Source organism: Cupriavidus sp. 22TCCZM01-5 (genome assembly GCF_057798915.1).
On the sequence record NZ_JBYOJR010000002.1, the window covers coordinates 121,832 to 144,867 of the forward strand.

Consider the following 23,036-nt stretch of genomic DNA (forward strand, 5'->3'; position numbering starts at 1 on the left):
CGTTGTGGTTGTGCGCGCTTCAGCGCTGCGCCTGCTGCCAGCTCGCGTCCGAGACCTTGATCGGCTTCGGGATCAGCTTGAGCGAATGGAAGACGTCGGCGATTCGTTGCTGTTCAGCCAGCACGTCGGCGCTCACCGGCCGCGCGCCATACGAGAATCGCGACACGGCCAGGTCCAGCACGGCGGGCTCCAGGCCGAGTTCGCTGATCAGCACGGCCGACGCGTCCTTCGGGTTCTTTTCCGCCCACGCGCCAAGCGATGCCAGTTCATCGAGCAGCAGCTTCACGATCTCCGGCTTTGCCTGCGCATAGGGGCGCGAGGCCAGGTAGAACTGGTGGTTGCTGACCACGTTCTTGCCGTCCGCGCCGCGGCCATCGGCCAGCACGCGCGCGCCGAGCTGCTTTTCCGCGGCGGCCAGGAACGGGTCCCAGATCACCCATGCGTCCACCGCGCCGCGCTCGAAGGCGGCACGCGCATCGGCCGGCGGCAGATAGACCGGCTGGATCTCGTTATAGGGGATGCCCGCTTTCTCAAGCTGGCGCACCAGCAGGTAATGGACGTTCGAGCCCTTGTTCAGCGCCACGCGCTTGCCGCGCAAGTCCGCCACACTCTTGATGGCGGAGCCCTTGGGCACGACGATGGCTTCGGCGGTCGGCGCCGGCGGTTCGTTGCCGATATAGGCGAGCTGCGCACCGGCGGCCTGCGCAAAGATCGGCGGTGCTTCGCCGACGGTGCCGAAGTCGATCGCGCCGACATTGAGGCCTTCCAGCAGTTGCGGGCCGGCCGGGAACTCCGTCCACTTGACCGTAATGCCTTGCGGCGCAAGGCGCTTCTCCAGCGTGCCGCGCGCCTTCAGCAGCGTCAGCGTGCCGTACTTCTGGTAGCCGATGCGCAGCACCTTGGGATCGACGGTCTTCGACTGGGCTTCGGCGCGGCCCGGCAACAGGCCATAGGCCACGCCGGTGGCCAGTACGAGCGCCGCGATCAGGATGCGGCGACGACGCTGGCCTGCGATCTGCGGATGACCCAAAGGGGTTGCGGCTTCGCCGGCAATCGGCGACAAGGTGGACGATGTCATGGATGTTTTCCCGAGCCGGCACGCGTCCGGCAATCTGTCTGCATGGATGGTCTTGGCCGGAACGTCGGCCTGTGTGGGCAGCAACCCGCCCTGCCGGCCTGCTGCACAGGCGGCATGACAACGGAATTGCCGGTGAGGCCGGCCAGCGCTGGCGCGCTAGTAGCCGGCGGGACTACGAATCAGCTCAGGCAGGACATCGCTGCGCCACCGCGGCATGCGCGACGCGCTGGGCCTGCGGCACGGGCACGAATTCAAGCGGGACGTGGATCCTCGAACGGGCCAGTGCCTCGCGTACGCGCAGCACGCCCTCTTCCAGGCGCAACGACAGCGCGGCATCGAAGCGCGCGGGCTGCGTTCCATTGATTTCAATCTGCTGGTCCACCGCAAAGATGCCAGGCAGGATTTGCCGCGAACCCAGTGCCGACAGCACTGGACGCAGGGCATAGTCGATCGCCAGCGCGTGCGCCAGGCTACCGCCGGTGGCAATCGGCAGCACCACCTTGTCGCGCAGGCCGGTCTGCGGCAGCAGGTCCAGGAAGGCCTTGAGCAGGCCGCTGTAGGCTGCCTTGTAGACCGGCGTGGCCAGCACCACCACCTGCGCCTCGGCCACCGCGCGCGCGGCGCCGGCAATGGCGGGATCGTCGGCTCTGGCCGCCAGCAGCGGCCCGGCCGGCAGTTCGCGCAGGTCGATGTGGCTGGTACGCTCGCCGGCGGCTTCCAGCTCGCTGCGCAGATGGGCCAGCAGGTGACCGGAGCGCGATGGCACCGAGGGACTGCCGGACAGGGTGAGGATGGACATCGGGGCTTCCTTCTTCAGGTTGGCGGAACGGTACCGGTCACGTTGCCCCGGCCCGTCCGTCTCGTGGATTACTTCTTGCCGGGCTGGTAGATCTGGTCGAACGAACCGCCATCGGCAAAGTGGGCCTTCTGTGCCTTCTGCCAGCCGCCGAATGCTTCATCGATCGTGAACAGCTTCACCTTCGGAAAGTTCGCCGCGTACTTGGCGGCGATCTTTTCGGAGATCGGCCGGTAGTAGTTCTTGGCCGCGATCTCCTGGCCTTCGTCGGTGTACAGGAACTGCAGGTAGGCCTCGGCCGCCTTGCGCGTGCCCTTCTTGTCGACCACCTTGTCGACCACGGCGACCGGCGGCTCGGCCAGGATCGAAACCGACGGCGCGACGATGTCGAATTTTTCCGGACCCAGCTCCTTGATGGCCAGGATCGCTTCGTTCTCCCACGCGATCAGCACGTCGCCCAGGCCGCGCTCGACAAAGGTGGTGGTGGCGCCACGCGCGCCCGAATCGAGCACGGGCACGTGCTTGAGCAGCTCGCCGACGAATTCACGCGCCTTGGCGTCATTGCCGCCCGGCTGGCGCAGCGCATAGCCCCATGCCGCCAGGTAGTTCCAGCGCGCGCCGCCCGAGGTCTTCGGATTCGGCGTGATGACCTGCACGCCCGGCTTGACCAGGTCGTTCCAGTCCTTGATGCCCTTGGGGTTGCCCTTGCGCACCAGGAACACGATGGTCGAGGTGTACGGCGACGCGTTGTGGGGCAGGCGTTTCTGCCAGTCGGGCTTGAGCAGGCCCTTCTCGGCGATGGCGTCGATGTCGTAGCCCAGCGCCAGCGTGACCACGTCGGCATCCAGCCCGTCGATCACCGAGCGCGCCTGCTTGCCCGAGCCGCCGTGCGACTGGCGCACGGTCACGGCGTCGCCGCCCTGGGCCTTCCAGGCCTTGGCGAACGCGGCGTTCACGTCCACGTACAGCTCGCGTGTCGGATCGTAGGAAACGTTCAGCAGGTTGGTTGCCGCCGCCGTCTGCGCGGCGCCGATCGCGGCAATAGCGGCCAGGCCGATGGCCAGCTTGCGAATCATCTTGTTGCTCCCGTCAGGTGTCGTGAATGGCGCTGGAGCGCCTCGTTGGCTGCCCGCCTTTGGCGGTCGGGCTTGTGTCAGGAGCAAGACTACCGAGGGGCCTATCTGAACGGAACGAATGCTTTCGCCGAACCTTGCGTGTTTTCCGCATAAGATCGGGCGGAAATATGCACATGCCTGAGCACGGTGTCGATCCGCGCCGGCAAGCCGTGCCAGGCGCACGGAGATTGGATAGCCGAAGAGGTCGGGCGCTCATGACGCGATATCCATGCGCCATCCGGTAACATTTCGGCCCGGGCCGAAAACCGGACGCCCAAAAGAAAACGCCCGCACCGGATTAGCGGTGCGGGCTAAGTTTCCATTCGGAAACGGGTAGACAAGTCATGAAGAGCGCCCCCGCATCTCCATGACAGAAAGAATCATAGCGATGCCGCGTCGAATCCGGCTTGACCAAGGTCAAGTGGGCGAGACGTTGTGCTGGGCAGCCGGGCAGACTCTGAAGCCCGTACCCGTACAACACCCTCAGCACACTACGATCAATATTCGCCCGCTAGGGCAAGTAAACGCGCTTTTTGGTTACTTCTTGTCGCTCGGACAAAAAGTGACTCGCCGGCTACGCCGGCGAAACAGCGGCGCATGCCAAGCACGACAACCCCATCATTCCCCATTCCCAGCAATCCGCCAAAGAACCCGAAAAAAAAGCGCCCCGAAGGGCGCCCTCCCGCTCATACCCGCTTAATCCAGCGCACGGCCAAAGGTAAATTCGCCGTCGGCGTAATCCACCGGCACGACATCCTTGGCGGCAAACTTGCCTTCCAGGATGGCGCGCGCCACCGGGTTCTCGATCTGCTGCTGGATCGCCCGCTTGAGCGGACGCGCCCCGAACACCGGGTCGTAACCCGCACTCGCGATCTTCTCCAGTGCCAGCTCGCTGACCTCCAACGTCATGTCCATGCGGGCCAGGCGGGCCTGCAGGCGTTGCAGCTGGATGCGCGCAATCGACTCGATATTCTTCTGGTCGAGCGCGTGGAACACCACGACTTCATCGATCCGGTTCAGGAACTCCGGACGGAAATGCGTGCGCACTTCCTGCCAGACGGCACCCTTCACCGCTTCCTGCGGCTCGCCCACCATCGACTGGATGATCTGCGAACCGAGGTTCGACGTCATCACGATCACCGTGTTCTTGAAGTCCACCGTGCGTCCCTGGCCGTCGGTCAGGCGGCCATCGTCCAGCACCTGCAGCAGCACGTTGAAGACGTCCGGGTGAGCCTTCTCGACTTCATCGAGCAGCACCACGCTATACGGCTTGCGGCGTACGGCCTCGGTCAGGTAACCGCCTTCCTCGTAGCCGACATATCCGGGCGGCGCGCCGATCAGGCGGCTCACGCTGTGCTTCTCCATGAACTCGCTCATGTCGATGCGGATCAGGTGCTCTTCCGAATCGAACAGGAACTCGGCCAGGGCCTTGCACAGTTCGGTCTTGCCGACGCCGGTCGGCCCCAGGAACAGGAACGAGCCATAAGGCTTGTTCTCGTCCGCCAGGCCCGCGCGCGAACGGCGGATCGCATCGGACACCAGCCGCACGGCCTCGTCCTGGCCCACCACGCGGTTGTGCAGGCGGTCTTCCATCTTCAGCAGCTTTTCGCGCTCGCCCTGCATCATCTTCGACACCGGGATGCCGGTCGCACGGCTCACCACTTCGGCGATTTCCTCGGCGCCAACCTGCGTGCGCAGCAGCTTGTTGGGCTGCTTCTGCTCGCTGGCCTCGGCGTCGGTCGCGGCCTTGAGCTTGCCTTCCAGGCCCGGCAGTTTGCCGTATTGCAGCTCGGCCACCTTGTCGAGCTTGCCTTCGCGCTGCAGCTTGACGATCTCGAGCTTGACCTTCTCGATCTCTTCCTTGAGCGCGGCCGTGCCCTGCGCGGCGCCCTTCTCGGCCTTCCAGATCTCGTCGAGGTCCGCGTACTCCTTCTCCAGGCGCGTGATCTCCTGCTCGATCAGGTCGAGCCGCTTGAGCGAGGCCTCGTCGGTCTCCTTCTTGACCGCTTCGCGCTCGATCTTGAGCTGGATGGTGCGGCGCTCGAGCTTGTCCATCGCCTCCGGCTTGGAGTCGATTTCCATCTTGATGCGCGCGGCCGCCTCGTCGATCAGGTCGATCGCCTTGTCGGGCAGGAAGCGGTCGGTGATATAGCGATGCGACAGCTCCGCCGCGGCGACGATGGCCGGGTCGGTGATCTCCACGCCGTGGTGCAGTTCATACTTCTCCTGCAGGCCGCGCAGGATGGCGATGGTGGCTTCCACCGAAGGCTCGTCCACCAGTACCTTCTGGAAGCGGCGCTCGAGCGCGGCGTCCTTCTCGATGTACTTGCGGTACTCGTCCAGCGTGGTCGCGCCGATGCAATGCAGCTCGCCGCGCGCCAGCGCCGGCTTGAGCATGTTGCCCGCGTCGATCGCACCCTCGGCCTTGCCCGCGCCGACCATGGTGTGGATCTCGTCGATGAAGACGATGGTCTGGCCCTCGTCCTTGGCGATGTCGTTGAGCACGGCCTTCAGGCGTTCCTCGAACTCGCCGCGGTACTTGGCGCCGGCCAGCAGGCCAGCCATGTCGAGCACCAGCACGCGCTTGTTCTTCAGGCTCTCGGGCACCTCGCCGTTGACGATGCGCTGCGCCAGGCCCTCCACGATCGCGGTCTTGCCCACGCCCGGCTCGCCGATCAGCACCGGGTTGTTCTTGGTGCGGCGCTGCAGGATCTGGATCGCGCGGCGAATCTCGTCGTCGCGGCCGATCACCGGGTCCAGCTTGCCCATGCGGGCACGCTCGGTCAGGTCGATGGTGTACTTCTTGAGTGCCTCGCGCTGGGTTTCCGCATCGGCGCTGTTGACGGCATCGCCGCCGCGGACGGCCTGGATGGCAGTCTCCAGCGGCTTGCGGTTCAGGCCGTTCTCGCGCGCAATGCGGCCGGCCTCGCCCTTGTCTTCCGACACGGCAAGCAGGAACAGCTCGCTGGCGATGAACTGGTCGCCACGCTTGATGGCTTCCTTCTCGGCGGCGTTGAGCAGGTTGACCAGGTCGCGGCCCACCTGGACCTCGCTGGTGCCCTGCACTTGCGGCAGGCGCTTGATGGCCGCATCCAGCGCGCTCTGCATGCCGCTCACGTTTGCACCGGCACGCTGCAGCAGCGCCTTGGCGGCGCCGTCGTTCTGCGCAATCAGCGCACGCAGCAGGTGCTGCGGTTCGATGTATTGGTTGTCATTGGCCAGTGCCAGGCTTTGCGCATCAGCCAGCGCTTCCTGGAACCGGGTAGTCAGTTTGTCAAGACGCATAGGATTCCCTCTCTCAGTGAGTGTCCTGATGCTAGGGAGGTCGCCTGGCCGGACACTGGATGTCTTTCCGAAAGATAAGGCTCTGGCCTGACATTTCAAGACCACGCCGACGCGATCTTGGCGCGAGAAAAAGTGAAGAATGCGATACACCGCTCGCACGACCAGGCAGCTCTGGCGTCACCCTTGCTTTCAAGGTAGTTCCTCTACGCAAGCGCCTCTCCCTGCGCGACAGTCTCCCGCCACGGGCCTTGGAAGCTGCGCGCGCGATAGCGCCGCGGCACGGCCAGGTCGTGCCGCGGCTGGCGGCACGCATCAATCCGGAACATCTACAGCGCCGGTGCTGGCCGTGATCTGGTTGCCGGCGTCGGGACTGGACGAGATCGGCGGCACGTTGACCGGCAGCAGCGTCGGTGCGGCCGTGGTATTGGTGGCGCCGCCGCGCGGGATCGTGCGCACCACCTGCGACGGCGGCAGGGCCTTGCCGGTAGTGAGGTTGTCAAAGACCGCATCCAGCGCGCGGATCAGGTACAGGTGCAGCGGCACGTAGCGGTTGCTGTACCCCGACACGGCCCCGATGAAGGCATCGAAATGCTGCGCGTTCTCGACCTCGATATACGAGAGCTTGCTGGCCGCGCCTTCCTGCTGCCGGTTGAAGCCGAGATACGGCCGCGACGTGTGATTGACCGGCAGCAGGCCATCGCTGCGGCCGTGCACGATCAGCGCTGGCTTGCCACGCAGGTTGCCCGTGCGCTGCGTCTCCGACACGCCCGCCTGCAGCGCCTGCGCCTGGGAACCCGTGCCCGTCAGCAGGTCGCGCAGGCACTTGGCACCGTCGAAGTTGGCATCGGCCCGGTTGCTGGAGGCTGACACCGACTGGCCGTTCAGGAACGGACCATGCTGCAGGTCGCGGTCATTGATCAGTTGCACCGTACTGGTTGGCGGTACGCCGTTGCCGGTCGAGAACATCGACGCCAGCACCGACGGCGTGATCGCCGCCGGCTTGAAGTCGGCCAGCGTGGTGGCGAAGCTGTAGCCACACAGCCGGTCCGTCACGCTGGCCCTGGCGTACGAGTTGGCGTAGGTCACCGAAATCGAGGCCGCCGTATCGAAGAAGGCCAGCGACGGATGCAGCGCATCCGACTCCGGTTCCCAGCCGGCATCATGCAGCGTCGCGAGCGCGCTTGCCGCCTGGTCGCTCACCGTGGTGCCGGTAATCATCTTGTTGTCGACCAGCGTCTGGCACCGGGCAGCGTAGAACGCGTTGGTGGCAAAGGCCGGAGCATTGACCAGCGAAGTTGCCTGGGACGCACATAGCTGCAACAGGTTGGCCGTGGTGATGTAGTCATACAGCTTGTGGCCTGACGCATTGACCGGCTTGCTGCCACGCTTGACCAGGATGCCGGCATTCGGCGGCAGGTTCACGTTGGGTTCGGCCACGGCCACGCCGTCGATCATGCCGCCGGCGTCCTGCTCTGCCGCCGCGATCGCCGCGCCGCCGCCATTGGAAACGCTGGAGGCGATCACCAGGATCCTGTTCTTGCCGAGGGTCCGCTGGCGCACGCCGTTTCCGGCAACCAAGCCAAAGCGGTCATTGATCGCCCAGATGCCGAAATCGATCGCCTGCAACGTGAACTTGCCCCAGTCTTTTTCCGGGTTGCGCTGCGAATGGGCATGCTTGAACGCGAGTCGATGCGGGGCCTGGCTCGTGAAGTCGGCCAGTGACAGGATGCCTGGCCGCGCCGCGAACTGGGCGTTGCTGCCGGCGGCGCTCCGCGTGGTGCGCGTGCCGTCGATAAGCGGCACGGTGTCAGTGTCCAGGTCATGCGGCGCGGCGCCCGTCCCCTTGTCGGTATAGACCACCGCGCAACCGCGCTTGAGCCCCCACTCGCCCACGGAGATCGCGCCATACACCCCGCGCGAGCCCGACGACGTTGCGGTGATCATGCAAGGCTTGCTGAGATTGAACGTGTTGGGGATCTGCACCAGCATCGTCACGTTCTCCTGGCCGCTGCCGTCGTCGGAGAAGGCCAGGTACTCGACGCCGGCGATCTTGCCCTGCCCGGTGGTGACGTTGCCCTGCGCGTCGACATTGGGTCCGTAGAACGTACCGAAGCCGCCGCCCGCGGTGGTGTCGACGATCGCGCGGTAGTTGGTGTAGATCGCGTAGCGGCGCAGCTCGGCCGCAGTCGGCGCGGTGGGATTGGCCGGTACCGGTGCCGTGGCGCTTGCCAGCCCATCCTTGCCGAGGCCGGCCGTCAGCAGGTCGTCGGTCGTGCCGTCGTAGGCCTTGATCGTCACGGTGCCGATATTGGCGGGCTTGATATTCGGGTTGGTATTGCCGTCGCCGCTGTCCCCGCCGCAAGCCACGGCCAGCAGTGCCGCAACGGCCGCGAAGGCGACCTTGCCAAGGCGATGAAAGTTGTCGTGCTGCATGGGACCTCCTGGTTTGCTGACTATCCGCTCATGCCGAGAAGACTTCCGAACTGCAAACTGCCGGGCCAATGCTGTGCGTTCCGTGCGGCGCGGCTCAGGGCGCCGCGTCTTGCGCCATGCCGGCGCCGCGCAGCCGCCCCACTACGCCCTGCGGAAAATAGTAGACGCTGAGGATGAACAGCAGCCCCAGCCACAGCAGCCAGCGGTCCGGGTGAAGCAGCCCGGAAAGCAGCGGCACGGATGCCGTGGCCTCGCTCGCCAGCTTCATCACGTCCTGCAGGTAGGTCTGCGCGAGCAGGAACAGCGTGGTGCCGATGACCGCGCCATAGAGCGTGCCCATGCCCCCGATCACGACGATCAGCAGGATATCGACCATGATTTCGAACGACAGCGAGGTGTCCGGCCCGTTATAGCGCAGCCAGAGCGCCATCAGCACGCCGGCCATGGTGGCAAATATGGCAGACAGCACGGTGGAGACTGTGCGGAAGACCACGGTCCGGTAGCCGATCGCCTCGGCGCGGAAGTCGTTCTCGCGGATGGCCTGCAGCACGCGGCCGAACGGCGAGTTGACGATGCGCAGCAGCAGCAGGAACAGCACCACCGCGCCGGCAAACACCAGGTAGTAGCTCAGCAGCTTGCCGTTGAGCGGCACGCCGAACCATTCGGCATCGCCGAGCGAAAAGCCCGGGCGCAGTGCCTCCGGCACCTTGAAGCTCAGGCCGTCCTCGCCGCCGGTCCATTCGGACCATTGCGAGACTAGCGTGGCGAAGGCCGTGGCCACGGCCAGCGTGATCATGGCGAAGAAGATCGCCCGCACGCGCAGCGAAAATAGGCCAACCAGGAAGGCCAGCAGCGCCGACACCGCCAGCGCCGCCGCCGTGCCCGCCAGCAGCGCGCCCCAGCCCGGCTCCATGCGCGACATGGCAATGGCCACGCCATAGCCGCCGATGCCGAAGAACATGGTGTGGGCAAAGGAAACGATGCCGGTATAGCCGAGCAGCAGGTCGTAGCTGGCCACCAGCACCACGAAGATGCAGATCTTGGCCGCCACGTTCAGCGCGCGGGCGCCCGGGAACACGAACGGCGCGCAGGCCAGGGCCAGCACGATCAGCAGCAGCATCGCACTGAGCACGCGGCTGCGAGGGAGGTCGCCGGAAAGCAGTCGGGTCATGTCGTGCCTCTTCTCAGCGCCTGGCCACCGGAAACAGCCCCTGCGGGCGCCAAAGCAGGATCAGCATCATCAGCAGGATGTTCGAGAACAACGCGGCCTTCGGCAACAGGAATCCCGTGTAGTTGGCCATCAGCCCCACCAGCAGCGCGCCGACAAAACAGCCCGTGGTCGAGCCCAGCCCGCCGATGATGATGACGATGAAGATCAGCACATTGACCTGCGCGCCGATCGCCGCCGTGATGTTCTGCTGGTACAGCCCCCACAGCACGCCGCCCATGCCGGCCAGCGCGGCACCGGCCACGAACACGGCGATGAAGAGCCGCCGCACGCGATAGCCGAGCGCCTCCACCATCTCGCGGTTCTCCACGCCGGCCCGGATCAGCAGTCCGATACGCGTGCGGTTGAGCAAGAGCAGCATGGCGACGAACACGACCAGCCCGAGCACCATGGCCACCAGCCGGTACTTTTCGATGGCGGCGTCGCCGAGCAGCACCGCGCCGCGGAACGCCGCCGGCACCTCCAGCGCGATCGTCTCCGCCCCCCAGATGGCCTTGATCAGCTGCTCGGCGACGATCATGCCGCCCATGGTGATCAGGATCTGCTTGAGGTGCTGGCCGTAGACCGGGCGCACCACCACGCGTTCGAAGAACAGCCCGACCGCCCCGGCCGCCGCCATGGCCGCCAGGATCGCCAGCGCGAACACCGCGAGGTTCAGCACCAGGCTGTCGGCCTGCACCCACCCCGACAGCGGCAGCAGTACCGAGGCCGCCACATACGCGCCCAGCGCGATAAAGGCGCCGTGACCAAAGTTGAGCACGTCCATCAGGCCGAACACGAGCGTGAGGCCCGACGACACCACGAAGATGATCATGCCCATGGCCAGCCCGGCAATGGTCAGCGTGAGCCAGGTGGCACCACTGCCCACCAGCGGGAAAGCCAGCAGCATCAGCAAAGGTGCAAGGGCCAACGGCGTCCAGTCGAGACGGACTCTTGGCAAGTCTGCGGGGCCAGCAGTCGGTATGGTTGTGGAGGTTGTCATGAGTCTCGTCATGCTGTTTGTGCGCTCCCCCTCCCCCGCTCGCGGGAGTGGGGAGCAAACCCGTCGCAGTCACCTGCGTCGCTACTGATGCGCCGCCAGCGACAACCCCAGCAGCCGTTGCTGCAACGCGTCATCCCGCGCCAGCGCCGCCATGTCACCGGCATGCACGATGCGCCCGTCATCCATCACCGCCACCGTATCGCCGACCGATTTCGCCATATGGAAGTTCTGCTCCACCAGCAGGATCGACACCTCGGTCTGCTTCAGTTCGCGGAACACGGCGATCATGTTCTCGATGATGGCCGGCGCCAGCCCCTTGGTCGGTTCATCCACGATCAGCAGCTTGCGCGGCTCGATGATGGCGCGCGCCACCGACAGCATCTGCTTCTGCCCGCCGGACAGCACGCCGGCGCGCTGGTGCCAGAACGTCTTCAGCGCGGGAAACATGCGGAATACCCAGTCCAGCCGCCGCGTGTCGATGGCGCCAGTGCGCGCGGCCAGCCGCATGTTCTCGGCCACGGTCAGGTCGGAAAACACGCCCATGTTCTCGGGCACGTAAGCGATGCCTGCCTGCGCGATGGCGGGCGTGCCCTGCCCTGTGATGTCGGCCCCATCGAACGTCACGGTGCCCTCACTGGCGCGCCACAGGCCCATGATGGTGCGCAGCGTCGTCGTCTTGCCCGCGCCATTGCGCCCCAGCAGCATGGTCACGCCGCCGCGCGGCACCTCGAAGCTCACGCCGTGGAGGATGTGGTACGGGCCGATATGGGTCTGCACGTCGCTCAGCCGCAGGATCGGTTCGGCATTTGCGCGCTCAGGCATGGCTCGCCTCCACGTCCGCGCCGGCTTGCGCCACGCCCAGGTACGCCTGCTGCACGATCGGCGAGGCCATGACCTCCGCCGGCTTGCCGTCGGCCATCAACGTGCCGTTGTGCAGCACGACGATGCGGTCGGCCAGCGAGCGCACCACGTCCATCTTGTGTTCCACCAGCAGCACGGTCTTGCTCCGGTCCTGCCGGATTTCGCGGATCAGGTCGAGGATCACCGGCACCTCGTCCACGCTCATGCCCGCGGTGGGCTCGTCGAACATGAAGATGCGCGGCTGCAGTGCCAGCAGGATGCCGACCTCCAGCTTGCGCTGGTCGCCGTGCGGCAGCGCGGCCACCGGCAGGTGACGCTTGTCGGCCAGCGCCACGCGCTCCAGGCAGGCCTCGGCCTGCGCGCGCACGCCGCGGTGGCTGGTCCACATCGACAGCAAGTCGATGCCGCGCTGCTGGCGCGCCTGCACGGCCAGCCGCACGTTCTCCAGCACAGGCAGGTTCGGGAACAGGCTGGTCAGCTGGAACGCGCGTCCAAGGCCACGGCGTGCCCTGCGCGAAGCCGGCAGGCGCGTCACGTCCTGGCCATCGAGCAGGATCTGGCCCGCGCTGGCCGGCAATTGCCCCGAGACCAGGTTGAAATAGGTCGTCTTGCCCGCGCCGTTGGGGCCGACGATGCAGGTCAGCTCGCCGGGCCGGAACGCGCACGATACTGCGTTGACGGCCACGTGCCCGCCGAAGCGGATGGTGAGCCCGCGCGTCTCCAGCATCGGCGGCTGCGCCGGATTGGCTGCCACGGCCATCAACGGTGGTTGCGGATTGGCACGTTCATCTCCTCGGGCTTGATCTCGCGGACCAGTTCGGGCACGCCCCAGGCGAAAGCCGGGTCCACCTTGATCCTGAAGTGGTACATCGACTGCATGGCCTGGTGATCCTCCTTGCGGAAGACCATGCGGCCCTTGGGCGTTTCGAACGCCATGCCTTCCATCGCGGTGATCAGCTTCTCGGAGTTGGTGTCGCCGCCGGTCTTCTTGAGCGCTTCTACCAGCGCGATACCGGCCGACATGCCCCCTGCCGTGAAGAAGTCAGGCGGCGACTTGAACTTGCTGTAGTGGTTCGACACGAGCCATTCGTTGGCCTTGTTCTTCGGGATGCCGAAGTAGTAGTACGTGGCGCCCTCCATGCCCGGGAAGTTCTTGTAGCTGGCCATCGCCGGCAGGATATTGCCGCCGGTGGCGATCTCGATGCCGTAGCGCTTGGGGTCGAGGTCCGCGATCTTGAACGGATTGCCGGCGCCGGCCCAGATGATGAAGATCACCTTGCGGCCCGGCTTGTCCTTGAGCGCGTCGAACAGGCGCTGCGCACCGGCGGTGAAGTCGGTGGTGTTGGTCGGCAGGTATTCCTCATGGACGATCTTCGCGTTCTTCAGCGCGCCCTTGAACGCCTTCACGCCATCGCGGCCGAAGGCATAGTCCTGCGCCAGCGTGGCGATCTGCACGCCGGGCTTGTCCAGGGCGACGGCATTCGAAATGGCGTCCTGCGAGGAATTGCGGCCCGTGCGGAAGATGTAGCGATTCCACTTGTCGCCGGTAATGGAGTCGGCCACGGCGGGCTCGACCAGCAGAATCTTCTTGTATTCCTCCGCTACCGGCAGCATGGCCAGCGCCGTGCCGGAAGACGTCGGTCCCAGCGCGATGTCGGCGCGGTCGTCGCTGTAGGCGGCGGCAAGCTGGGCCTTGGCCACGTCGGGCTTGCCCTGGGTGTCCTTTTCGATCACCACGAGCTTGTTGCCATTGACGGTCATGGTGCCGTTGGTGGCGTACTCCAGGCCCATCATCAGGCCGGTCTGGGTCTGTTTCGCGTAGGCCTCGAGCGCCCCGGTCTTGTCGTAGACGTGGGCAATCCGGATGTCCCTGGCAAGCACGCCGCCACTGGCGAGCAGGCTGGCGGCAAGCGCCACGGCGTGTACAGCGATGGTGCTGCGTTGCATGGTGATCTCCTCTTCTTCGGTCTCTCGGTCTCGTCGGTCTCGTCGGTCTTTCCAGCTTCTTGTTACTGTTCTTGCCTGAAAACTCGCCCGGCCGTCCGGCCGAAGACGCCCATCACCGCGCCTGCAGTCCGTGCGTGATCATGTCGAAGGCGGCATCGACCACCTTGTCCATCGAGGCCGGCCGCTTCCACAGTGCGTAGCGCATGCCAAGGAAGTTGCTGATGCCGATCAGGCACCAGGCGCGCACCTCGGCGTCGCCGGGGCAAACCTCGCCCTGTTCGGCAGCCCGGGTCAGGCGCCGGCTGTACAGGTCCGCAAAGACCTGGAAGTAGCCGCTATAGATGGTCTCGTCCACCGAATACGAATCGAGCACGATCCGGTAGAGATTCTTGTGTCGGGAAACGAAGGACAGGAACGCCTTCAGGCCGAGCCGTTCGGCCTCCATCTGGCTGGTGGCCGGTGCCGCGTGCTTGCGCAGGTGGGCGCGCAACAACTCCAGCATGTGCTGGACCAGCGCGCGGAAGATATCTTCCTTGTCCTGGAAGTACAGGTAGAAGGTGCCCATGGCCACCTTGGCTTCCTGTGTGATTTCGGATATCGATGCGACGTAGTAGCCCTTCTCGCCGAACACCTTCTCGGCGGCACGCAGCAGGGACTCGCGTGTTTTCTGCCCGCGCGCGGTCTTGGGCGGGCAGATGCCGGAGTCAGTCCTGCCGGAATCGGTCTGGGACATCGTGTCTCCACTGTGGCGCTCGGGCGCCCTCTGTGCTTGATACCTGCGTGTGATACCAGCGTGTGATACCAGCATCGCGCGACCTGCCCGCCGCCCGGCCTCCTCTGCCCCGGGGCGGCACCGCGAAACATGATGACTGATTCACGTTTCATCGTATAGAGAGCCGCCGGCAGGTGTCAATTCATGGCTTTCCCGTATCACACGCGGCACCGACGCCGGCGGCTCCCGCAAGCCGGCCATGCCGCCAGCCCCCCGCTGCGGGCGTTCAGGCCACGAAGCGGTAGGTCCACAAACCCAGCCCGGCGAGCAGCAGCGAGCCACCCAGATGGGTGACCACATGCAGCAGCGCCCATCCGTAGTCGCCGGACATCAGGTTGGCCAGCGCTTCGCTGGAAAAGGTGGAAAACGTGGTCAGGCCGCCGAGAAAGCCGGTGATCGCCAGCAGGCGCCATTCGGGGGGCAGCCCCGGATGGGAACCGAAGAAGCCGACGGCCAGGCCGATCAGGTAGCCGCCCAGCAGGTTCGCGGCCAGGGTGCCGTACGGCAGGGCCGGATTCAGGGCGTTCCACATGACCGAGAACCCCCAGCGCAGCCATGCGCCGATCGCCGCGCCGACGCCGACAGCCACAAAACCCAGAGCGCCCATCAGTTGCCGCCGTCGCTGCCGGCGTCAGCGCCGCTGGCGTTGAAGGACGGAATTCCCCAGCGCTTCAGGGCCGCCTCGTCGGTCACGCGGGCGTCGACCCAGCGCGCGCCTTCCGGCGTCTCTTCCTTTTTCCAGAACGGTGCCTCGGACTTGAGGTAGTCCATGATGAATTCGCATGCCGCGAATGCGTTGCCGCGGTGCGCGGATGCCACGGCCACCATCACGATCTGGTCCAGCGGCAGCAGCGGCCCGACGCGGTGGATGATGGTCACGCCCAGCAGTTCCCAACGAGCGCAAGCGGCGGCCTCGATCTGTGCGAGCGCCTTCTCGGTCATGCCCGGATAGTGCTCAAGCTCCATCGCGCTGACCGCGCTGCCTTCGCTCACATCGCGCACGGTGCCGATGAAGCTCGCCACCGCGCCCACGGCGGGCCGGCCGGCCCGCAGCGCCGCCACTTCGGCGCCGAGGTCGAAATCCTCGCGCTGTACCCTCACGCTCATGTCAGCCTCCGGTTACCGGCGGGAAGAAGGCCACTTCGCAGCCGTCGGCAATGGCCGTATCGGCGCGGGCCACGGCGTGGTCGACGGCCATGCGCAGCGCGCGGCCTTCGGCCAGGGCCTCGGCCCACGCCCCGCCGCGCGTGCGCAGCCACTGGCGCAACTCGCCCACCGTGCGCACGTCGCCCGGGACTTCCGCGCGTTCCGCGGCAACGCCGAGCTGTTCGCGCACGCTGGCAAAGAAACGTAGTTCGATATTCATCACGACTTCTTGCACCGTCTGTACCGCCCGCTATGCCAGCAGGCCGTCAAACGGAATGAACTGCACGGTATCGCCGTGCGCGATCGCCCGGTCGGGCGGGTTGTCGATCAGGCCGTCGCCCCACACCGTGGAGGTCAGCACGCCCGAGCTCTGGTTCGGGAACAGGTCCAGGCCGCCATTGGCATTGAGGCGCGCGCGCAGGAATTCATTGCGGCGGTCGCCCTTCTTCAGTTCGAAGTCCGCGCGCAGCGGCAGACGCCGTGGCGTCACGTCGGCCACGCCCTGCAGGCGCAGGATAAAGGGCCGAACGAACAGCAGGAAGGTGACGAAACTTGATACCGGGTTGCCCGGCAGCCCGAGGAAAAACGCAGAATCGCTGCCGTCGTTGCGGACCTGGCCGAACGCCAGCGGCTTGCCCGGCTTGATCGCGATCTGCCACATGTCCAGGCGCCCCTCGGCTTCCACCGCGGGCCTGATATGGTCTTCCTCACCGACCGAGACCCCGCCCGATGTAATGATCAGGTCATGGCCCTGTGCGGCCTTGCGCAGCGTTTCGCGAGTGGCGGCCAGCGTGTCGGGCACGATGCCCAGGTCGCTGACTTCGCAGCCGAGGTTTTCGAGCAGGCCGCGCAGCGTGAAACGATTCGAGTTGTAGATGGCACCCGGCTTAAGCGGCTCGCCAGGCATGGCCAGTTCATCGCCCGTGAAGAACACCGCAACGCGCACACGGCGCACCACCTCAAGCCGCGCCTGGCCCACCGAGGCAGCCAGGCCCAGCGCCTGCGGCGTGAGCCGCGTGCCGGCGGGCAGGATCACGCTGCCGGCCTCGATATCCTCGCCGGCGCGCCGGATCCATTCGCCGGACTGCGGCACGTGGTTGACGATCACGTCGTTGCCATCGGCCACGCACTGCTCCTGCATCACCACCGCGTCGGCGCCGGGCGGGATCAACCCGCCGGTGAAGATGCGCGCGGCGGTACCCGGCGCCAGTTCCGTGCCGACATGGCCAGCCGGAATGCGTTGCGACACGGGCAGGCGCGTACCCGCGGCCGGCACATCGGCGGCGCGCATCACATAGCCATCCATCGACGTATTGTCGGCAGGCGGCACCTGCAGGGAACTGGTGACCGGATTGGCCAGCACACGGCCGTTGGCGGCCAGGGTGTCGACGTGTTCGACCTGGGCCAGCGGACGGGCGGCGGCCAGCAGGGCATCAAGCGCCTGGGCCATGGTCAGCATCGGGGGGCGGGAGGACGCTGCAGCTTGGGTCATGGTGGGATGTATGGGTTCGGAGCGCCCATGAAAAACGGCCCGCGCATTGCGCCGCACAGCGTATATCGGCTGGTGCGGGCAATCCGGGGGCCGGGACTGGGCCACGGCTAGCCTGATTGTAGCGAGTTGGCGCCGCCAAGGCATGCGGCGGCGCCGCAGCCACCTGGAGGCGCCCGCGCTTACAGGCCGGTGTGGCCGGCGATGAAGGCCTTGACCTGGCTGGCGTCGTTGGCAATCACCTCGAAGCGCTGCGGCAGCTTCTCGATGCCTTCGAAGGCGGCGGGACGCTCCGGCTCATGGCCCAGTGCCTCGCGGATGGTGTCGGCGAACTTGGCCGGCAGCGCGGTTTCCAGCACCACCATCGGCACGCCCGCGCTGAGATGCTCGCGCGCCACCTTGATGCCGTCGGCAGTATGGGTATCGATGGTGATGCCATAGCGCGCCGACAGGTCGCGGATGGTCGCCACGCGATCTTCGTGCGTGCTGCGGCCCGAGACAAAGCCGAATTCGCCGCGGATGCGCTCGAATTCCGGCGTGCCGGACAGGTCGAAGCCGCCCTTCTCCTCCACGTCGCGGAACAGCGCGGCCAGCTTGCCGCCGTCCTGGCCCAGCAGGTCGAAGATGAAGCGCTCGAAGTTCGACGCCTTCGAGATATCCATGCTCGGGCTCGACGTATGGTAGGTCTCGGCCGACTTGCGCACGCGATAGGCGCCGGTGCGGAAGAACTCGTCGAGCACGTCGTTCTCGTTGGTGGCCACCACCAGCTTGTCGATCGGCAGGCCCATCATGCGCGCGATATGGCCGGCGCAGACGTTACCGAAATTGCCCGACGGCACGCAGAACGACACCTTCTGGCCCGGGCCCGACGTCGCCAGCAGCCAGCCCTTGAAGTAGTACACCACCTGGGCCACCACGCGCGCCCAGTTGATCGAGTTGACCGTGCCGATGCGCTGGCGGGCCTTGTATTCGAGGTCGTTCGAAACCGCCTTGACGATGTCCTGGCAGTCGTCGAACACGCCTTCCACTGCCAGGTTGAAGATGTTCGGGTCCTGCAGGCTGAACATCTGCGCGGTCTGGAACGCGCTCATCTTGCGGTGCGGGCTCAGCATGAACACGCGGATGCCGCGCTTGCCGCGCATCGCGTATTCGGCGGCGCTGCCGGTATCGCCCGAAGTGGCGCCCAGGATGTTCAGCTCCAGCCCGGCACGGCCCAGCGCGTACTCGAACATATTGCCCAGCAGCTGCATGGCCATGTCCTTGAAGGCCAGCGTCGGGCCGTTGGACAGGCCCAGTAATTGCAGCTTGGTGCCACCTTCTTCGCCGAGCGTGCGCAGCGGCGTGATGTCGGCGGTGTTGTCGCCGGGACGGGCGTTGCAGTACACCTCGGCGGTGTAGGTCTTGCGCGTCAGTGCGCGCAGGTCCTCGGCCGGGATGTCGTCGCAGAACTTGCTCAGGATCTCGAAGGCGAGGTCGGCGTACGAGAGCTTGCGCCAGGCTTCCAGCTCATCGGCGGAGACCTGCGGATACTGCACGGGCAGGTACAGGCCGCCGTCCGGCGCCAGGCCGCCCAGCAGGATCTCGGAGAACGATTGCGGCACTTCATGGCCGCGGGTCGACTGGTATTTCATGGGTCCGGATTATCCTGCCGCTCAGTTCAGTTCTTCCATGCGCAGGCGCGTGACCGGCGACAGCACGGTCGGCAGCGACTCGATCTTCGCGATGGCGGCATTGACATGCTTCTCGCGGGTCACGTGGGTCAGGATGATGATGTCGGTCTGCGGCTCGCCCTCGCGCGATTCCTTCTGCAGCATGGCGTCGATGGAGATGCCCGCCTCGGCCAGGATACGCGTGATCTCGGCCAGCACGCCGGTCTCGTCCGCCACGCGCATGCGCAGGTAGTAGGCGCTGTTGATTTCCTCGATCGGCAGCACCGGCACGTTCGACAGCTCGTCCGGCTGGAACGCCAGGTGCGGCACGCGGTGGTTCGGGTCGGCGGTATGCAGGCGGGTCACGTCGACGAGGTCCGCGATCACGGCCGAGGCGGTCGGCTCGGCGCCGGCGCCCTTGCCGTAGTAGAGCGTGGCGCCGACGGCGTCGCCCTGCACCAGTACGGCGTTCATCGCGCCTTCGACGTTGGCGATCAGGCGCGAGGCCGGCACCAGCGTCGGGTGCACGCGCAGTTCCACGCCGTCGTCGCGACGGCGCGTGATGCCCAGCAGCTTGATGCGGTAGCCCAGTTCCTCGGCGTACTTGATGTCGGCCGCGGCCAGCTTGGTGATGCCTTCCACGTGGGCGCGGTCGAACTGCACCGGCATGCCGAACGCGATAGCGCTCATCAGCGTGACCTTGTGCGCGGCGTCGACGCCTTCGATATCGAAGGTCGGGTCGGCTTCGGCGTAGCCCAGTTGCTGCGCTTCCTTCAGGACCGTGTCGAAATCCAGGCCCTTGTCGCGCATCTCGGACAGGATGAAGTTGGTGGTGCCGTTGATGATGCCGGCGATCCACTGGATGCGGTTGGCGGTCAGGCCTTCGCGCAGCGCCTTGATGATGGGAATGCCGCCGGCCACCGCCGCTTCGAACGCGACGATTACGCCCTTGCGGCGTGCGGCTTCGAAGATCTCGTTGCCGTGTACGGCGAGCAGCGCCTTGTTGGCGGTGACCACGTGCTTGCCGTTCTCGATGGCCTTGAGCACCAGCTCGCGCGCGATGCCGTAGCCGCCGATCAGCTCCACCACGATGTCGATGTCCGGGCGCGCCACTACCGCGTTGGCGTCGTTGACGATCTCGACTTCGCCGTTGGTCAGCTCGCGCGCGCGCTCGGTGTTGAGATCGGCCACGACGGCGATCTCGATGCCGCGGCCGGCGCGGCGGCGAATTTCTTCCTGGTTGCGCTTGAGCACGTTGAACGTGCCGCTACCGACGGTACCGATGCCGAGCAGGCCGACTTTGATGGGGTTCATGGACAATCTGACTCTAGGTTGCTAAGGATGAGTTGCAGCGGCCGCCCGATCAGGCAGCCACCTTGCCGTGGCGTTTTCGGTACGCCTCCAGGAAGCGCGCGATGCGGTTGATCGCCTCGCGCAGGTCTTCCTCGTGCGGCAGGAATACAATCCGGAAATGGTCCGGCTTGGCCCAGTTGAAGCCCGAGCCCTGCACCAGCAGCACCTTGGACTCCTGCAGCAGTTCATAGATGAACTCCTGGTCGTCCTGCACCGGGTACATCGACAGGTCCAGCTTCGGGAACAGGTACAGCGCGGCCTTGGGCTTGACGCAGCTGACGCCGGGAATCGCGGTGATCAGCTCGTACGCCAGGTCGCGCTGGCGGCGCAGACGGCCGCCTTCGGCCACCAGGTCGTTGATGCTCTGGTAGCCGCCCAGCGCGGTCTGGATGGCCCACTGCCCCGGCACGTTGGCGCACAGGCGCATCGAGGACAGCATGTTCAGGCCCTCGATATAGTCGAGCGCCGGGCGCTTGTCGCCCGACACCACCATCCAGCCGGCGCGGTAGCCGCATGACCGGTAGTTCTTGGACAGGCCGTTGAACGTCACCGTCAGCACGTCGGTCGACAGGGAGGCGATCGAGGTATGGGTGTTGCCGTCGTACAGGACCTTGTCGTAGATCTCGTCGGCGAAGATGATCAGCCCGTGCTCGCGCGCGATCGCGACGATCTCCAGCAGCAGCTCGTCCGAGTACAGCGCGCCGGTCGGGTTGTTCGGGTTGATGATGACGATGCCCTTGGTATGCGGGGTAATGCGGGCGCGGATATCGTCCGGGTCCGGCATCCACTCGTTGGACTCGTCGCAGATATAGTGCACCGGCGTGCCGCCCGACAGGCTCACGGCCGCGGTCCAGAGCGGATAGTCCGGTGCGGGCACCAGGACTTCATCGCCACTGTTGAGCAGCGCGTTGACCGCCATGACGATCAGTTCCGAGGCGCCGTTACCCACATAGATATCTTCCAGGCCGACGCCCTGGATATTCTTCTGCTGGGTGTAGTGCATGATCGCCTTGCGCGCGGCGAAAATGCCCTTCGAATCCGAGTACCCGGCCGAGTTCGGCAGGTTGCGCATCATGTCCTGCTGGATTTCCTCCGGCGCATCGAAACCGAATACGGCGAGGTTGCCGATATTCAGCTTGATGATCTTGTGTCCCTCTTCCTCCATCTGCTTGGCCTTTTCCAGCACCGGGCCGCGGATGTCGTAGCAAACATTATTGAGTTTGTTGGATTTCTGGATGGGTTTCACGGCGGTGTCAGCGGAGGCGAAAACTGCCGCGTCGGCGGCAGCGAACATGGGAATCCGGATGGAGTGTCTCGGGGCGCCGTCCGCTGCGATGCAACGCAGTCTTGCCGCGAATGTGGCAGACACGGAGGCAAAAGCTATAATTTATCGGATTATGACAGACTTCGGCAGCAATTCTTGCATTGCAGCGTGCCCCGGGAAAACCCGCCGCCGGCGCCTGCCTCCTGCCGTCAATCCGCTGCCTGCCCGCGCCGCCGGCCATCCGCTCAGCGGAAAGCGCCGCTGTGCCCGCCATGCCGCCTCCGGGGCCCCCAATTGAAACTTCACGCCGACCAGCCACAATCGCTTAACACGGTCACGGCCTATGGGCCTGACTACGTCGAAATCAACCTGATACGTCACACCAATTCCGTCCTGGTGCTCCCTGAAGGGGAAGTCCGGCCCTGGCCGGTGGAGCGCTTCGAAGATCTCGAGCCCGCGCACTTCGAGGCACTGGCCGAACTGGGCGCCGAAGTCGTGCTGCTTGGCACGGGTTCGCGCCTGCGCTTCCCGCATCCGCGGCTGACCGCCTCGCTGGCCAGGAAGCACGTTGGCGTGGACGCCATGGACATGCAGGCCGCATGCCGCACATACAATATCCTGATGGCGGAAGGCCGCAAGGTGGCCGCCGTGCTGCTGCTCGAGCGGGAAGCCGCGGACAATTGACCTGTCATTGGCCGGCCAGGAAAAGTTAAGGGGGCGCCACGCTTGAAGTCCATGAGTGCGCCCCAATCTGCTCCCCTCGTGACGCAGGCGTGCTACCCGCGCTGCCTTCGCCCACGCCCTCGCAGCTCTCCGATACCGCCTCCCCTGGAGCCACAACAATGACAGTCAGTCTCAACAAGGCCGTACCCGACTTCAGCGCGCCGGTCACCGGCGACGGCGGCACCTTCCGCCTCTCCGAACAGCGCGGCAAGACCGTGGTGCTGTACTTCTATCCGAAGGACAACACCCCGGGTTGCACGACCGAGGCCATGAACTTCCGCGACCAGTACGACGACTTCGTCAAGGCCGGCGTGGCCGTGTTTGGCATCTCGCGCGACAGCCTGCGCTCGCACGAGAATTTCAAGGCCAAGCTCGAGCTGCCATTCGAACTGATCTCGGACCCGGACGAGGCGGTCTGCAATCTCTTCGATGTCATGAAGATGAAAAAACTCTATGGCAAGGAGCACCGCGGCGTCGAGCGCAGTACTTTCATCCTCGACAGCAAGGGCATCCTGCGCCACGAGCTGCGCGGCATCAAGGTGCCCAACCACGTGGACGAGGTGCTGGAGACCGTGCGCGGCCTCTGAAACACGGTCCGCTCGCCACCGGCAACGCTGCGACGGGACGCACCGGATTGGCATGGCCGCGACACCACGCATACCCTCGCGTGACTCGCAATTGCCAAACCCGAAACCTTCGGATACATTGGCCCGTAATGAGTTCAGATTCCGGATGCCACGCTGATTCGACTTCCTGGCCCAGGCGGTTCGCGCCGCAGGCCGGTAGCGGATCTGCCGTGTCGCAGGTCCGCATGCAAGCCGCCAAACCTGTATCGCAGGGCTGGCGGCTTTTTTGTTTATCCGATGCCCCGGGTGCCCCGCGCGTGCATGCTCCGGTGGCCGCTGGCATTCTCCT

20 protein-coding genes are annotated in these 23,036 nt (G+C 65.7%); 2 read left to right on the plus strand and 18 right to left on the minus strand.

Translation table 11 applies throughout. The annotated features are described in order from the left end of the window. Window positions 1-19: 19 nt before the first annotated feature. The 18 genes from AC3FNH_RS02665 to AC3FNH_RS02750 all read right to left on the minus strand — a co-directional run bounded on the left by AC3FNH_RS02665 (window position 20) and on the right by AC3FNH_RS02750 (window position 21,380). Window positions 20-1,078 carry a sulfonate ABC transporter substrate-binding protein gene (locus tag AC3FNH_RS02665; protein WP_488718997.1) on the minus strand — a complete coding sequence of 353 codons (1,059 nt, stop codon included), beginning with the start codon at window positions 1,076-1,078 and terminating at the stop codon, window positions 20-22. Between the two features lie 184 nt (window positions 1,079-1,262). Further along, a complete protein-coding gene (gene ssuE / locus AC3FNH_RS02670; RefSeq protein WP_276100202.1) occupies window positions 1,263-1,877 on the minus strand; it encodes an NADPH-dependent FMN reductase in 615 nt (204 codons plus the stop codon). A 68-nt stretch (window positions 1,878-1,945) separates the two neighbouring features. Next, window positions 1,946-2,950, minus strand: a complete 1,005-nt coding sequence (locus AC3FNH_RS02675; protein WP_276100201.1) for a sulfate ABC transporter substrate-binding protein — start codon at window positions 2,948-2,950, stop codon at window positions 1,946-1,948. 735 nt (window positions 2,951-3,685) lie between these two features. Then, entirely contained in the window at window positions 3,686-6,274 is a 2,589-nt protein-coding gene (gene clpB / locus AC3FNH_RS02680) for an ATP-dependent chaperone ClpB (RefSeq protein ID WP_488718998.1), read from the minus strand. 312 nt (window positions 6,275-6,586) lie between these two features. Then, on the minus strand, window positions 6,587-8,707 hold the full coding sequence (locus tag AC3FNH_RS02685; protein WP_488718999.1) for a D-(-)-3-hydroxybutyrate oligomer hydrolase: 2,121 nt from the start codon (window positions 8,705-8,707) through the stop codon (window positions 6,587-6,589). A gap of 94 nt (window positions 8,708-8,801) precedes the next feature. Beyond that, entirely contained in the window at window positions 8,802-9,878 is a 1,077-nt protein-coding gene (locus AC3FNH_RS02690; RefSeq protein WP_488719000.1) for a branched-chain amino acid ABC transporter permease, read from the minus strand. Between the two features lie 13 nt (window positions 9,879-9,891). Beyond that, entirely contained in the window at window positions 9,892-10,917 is a 1,026-nt protein-coding gene (locus AC3FNH_RS02695; protein ID WP_488719001.1) for a branched-chain amino acid ABC transporter permease, read from the minus strand. 81 nt (window positions 10,918-10,998) lie between these two features. Next, window positions 10,999-11,739 (minus strand): ABC transporter ATP-binding protein, encoded by a 741-nt coding sequence (locus AC3FNH_RS02700; protein WP_488719002.1) that lies wholly within the window; start codon window positions 11,737-11,739, stop codon window positions 10,999-11,001. Next, window positions 11,732-12,505: an ABC transporter ATP-binding protein gene (locus AC3FNH_RS02705; RefSeq protein WP_488719086.1), complete on the minus strand. Its 774-nt coding sequence runs from the start codon at window positions 12,503-12,505 to the stop codon at window positions 11,732-11,734. The genes AC3FNH_RS02700 and AC3FNH_RS02705 overlap by 8 nt, the downstream gene beginning before the upstream one ends. A 32-nt stretch (window positions 12,506-12,537) precedes the next feature. Beyond that, window positions 12,538-13,725, minus strand: a complete 1,188-nt coding sequence (locus AC3FNH_RS02710) for a substrate-binding domain-containing protein (RefSeq protein ID WP_488719003.1) — start codon at window positions 13,723-13,725, stop codon at window positions 12,538-12,540. Between the two features lie 112 nt (window positions 13,726-13,837). Then, window positions 13,838-14,458: a TetR/AcrR family transcriptional regulator gene (locus AC3FNH_RS02715; protein ID WP_488719004.1), complete on the minus strand. Its 621-nt coding sequence runs from the start codon at window positions 14,456-14,458 to the stop codon at window positions 13,838-13,840. 265 nt (window positions 14,459-14,723) lie between these two features. After that, complete coding sequence (gene crcB / locus AC3FNH_RS02720) at window positions 14,724-15,104, minus strand: fluoride efflux transporter CrcB (RefSeq protein ID WP_276100193.1); 381 nt, start codon at window positions 15,102-15,104, stop codon at window positions 14,724-14,726. Beyond that, a complete protein-coding gene (gene moaE, locus AC3FNH_RS02725; protein WP_276100192.1) occupies window positions 15,104-15,604 on the minus strand; it encodes a molybdopterin synthase catalytic subunit MoaE in 501 nt (166 codons plus the stop codon). The genes crcB and moaE overlap by 1 nt, the downstream gene beginning before the upstream one ends. 1 nt (window position 15,605) lies before the next feature. Beyond that, window positions 15,606-15,863, minus strand: coding sequence for a molybdopterin converting factor subunit 1 (moaD, locus tag AC3FNH_RS02730; RefSeq protein WP_276100191.1), 258 nt, complete (start codon window positions 15,861-15,863; stop codon window positions 15,606-15,608). A 30-nt stretch (window positions 15,864-15,893) separates the two neighbouring features. Next, window positions 15,894-17,135 (minus strand): molybdopterin molybdotransferase MoeA, encoded by a 1,242-nt coding sequence (locus AC3FNH_RS02735; protein WP_488719005.1) that lies wholly within the window; start codon window positions 17,133-17,135, stop codon window positions 15,894-15,896. A gap of 179 nt (window positions 17,136-17,314) precedes the next feature. Then, window positions 17,315-18,763, minus strand: a complete 1,449-nt coding sequence (thrC, locus tag AC3FNH_RS02740; protein ID WP_488719006.1) for a threonine synthase — start codon at window positions 18,761-18,763, stop codon at window positions 17,315-17,317. Window positions 18,764-18,784: 21 nt separating this feature from the next. Then, on the minus strand, window positions 18,785-20,095 hold the full coding sequence (locus AC3FNH_RS02745) for a homoserine dehydrogenase (protein ID WP_276100188.1): 1,311 nt from the start codon (window positions 20,093-20,095) through the stop codon (window positions 18,785-18,787). A gap of 49 nt (window positions 20,096-20,144) precedes the next feature. Continuing rightward, window positions 20,145-21,380, minus strand: a complete 1,236-nt coding sequence (locus AC3FNH_RS02750) for a pyridoxal phosphate-dependent aminotransferase (protein ID WP_224081890.1) — start codon at window positions 21,378-21,380, stop codon at window positions 20,145-20,147. 312 nt (window positions 21,381-21,692) lie between these two features. Between AC3FNH_RS02750 and AC3FNH_RS02755 the strand changes: the two genes are divergently transcribed. Together AC3FNH_RS02755 and AC3FNH_RS02760 are read left to right on the plus strand one after the other, a co-directional pair. Then, entirely contained in the window at window positions 21,693-22,082 is a 390-nt protein-coding gene (locus AC3FNH_RS02755) for an Mth938-like domain-containing protein (RefSeq protein ID WP_276100187.1), read from the plus strand. A 158-nt stretch (window positions 22,083-22,240) separates the two neighbouring features. Beyond that, a complete protein-coding gene (locus AC3FNH_RS02760) occupies window positions 22,241-22,708 on the plus strand; it encodes a peroxiredoxin (protein WP_276100186.1) in 468 nt (155 codons plus the stop codon). The last annotated feature ends 328 nt before the right edge of the window (window positions 22,709-23,036 follow it).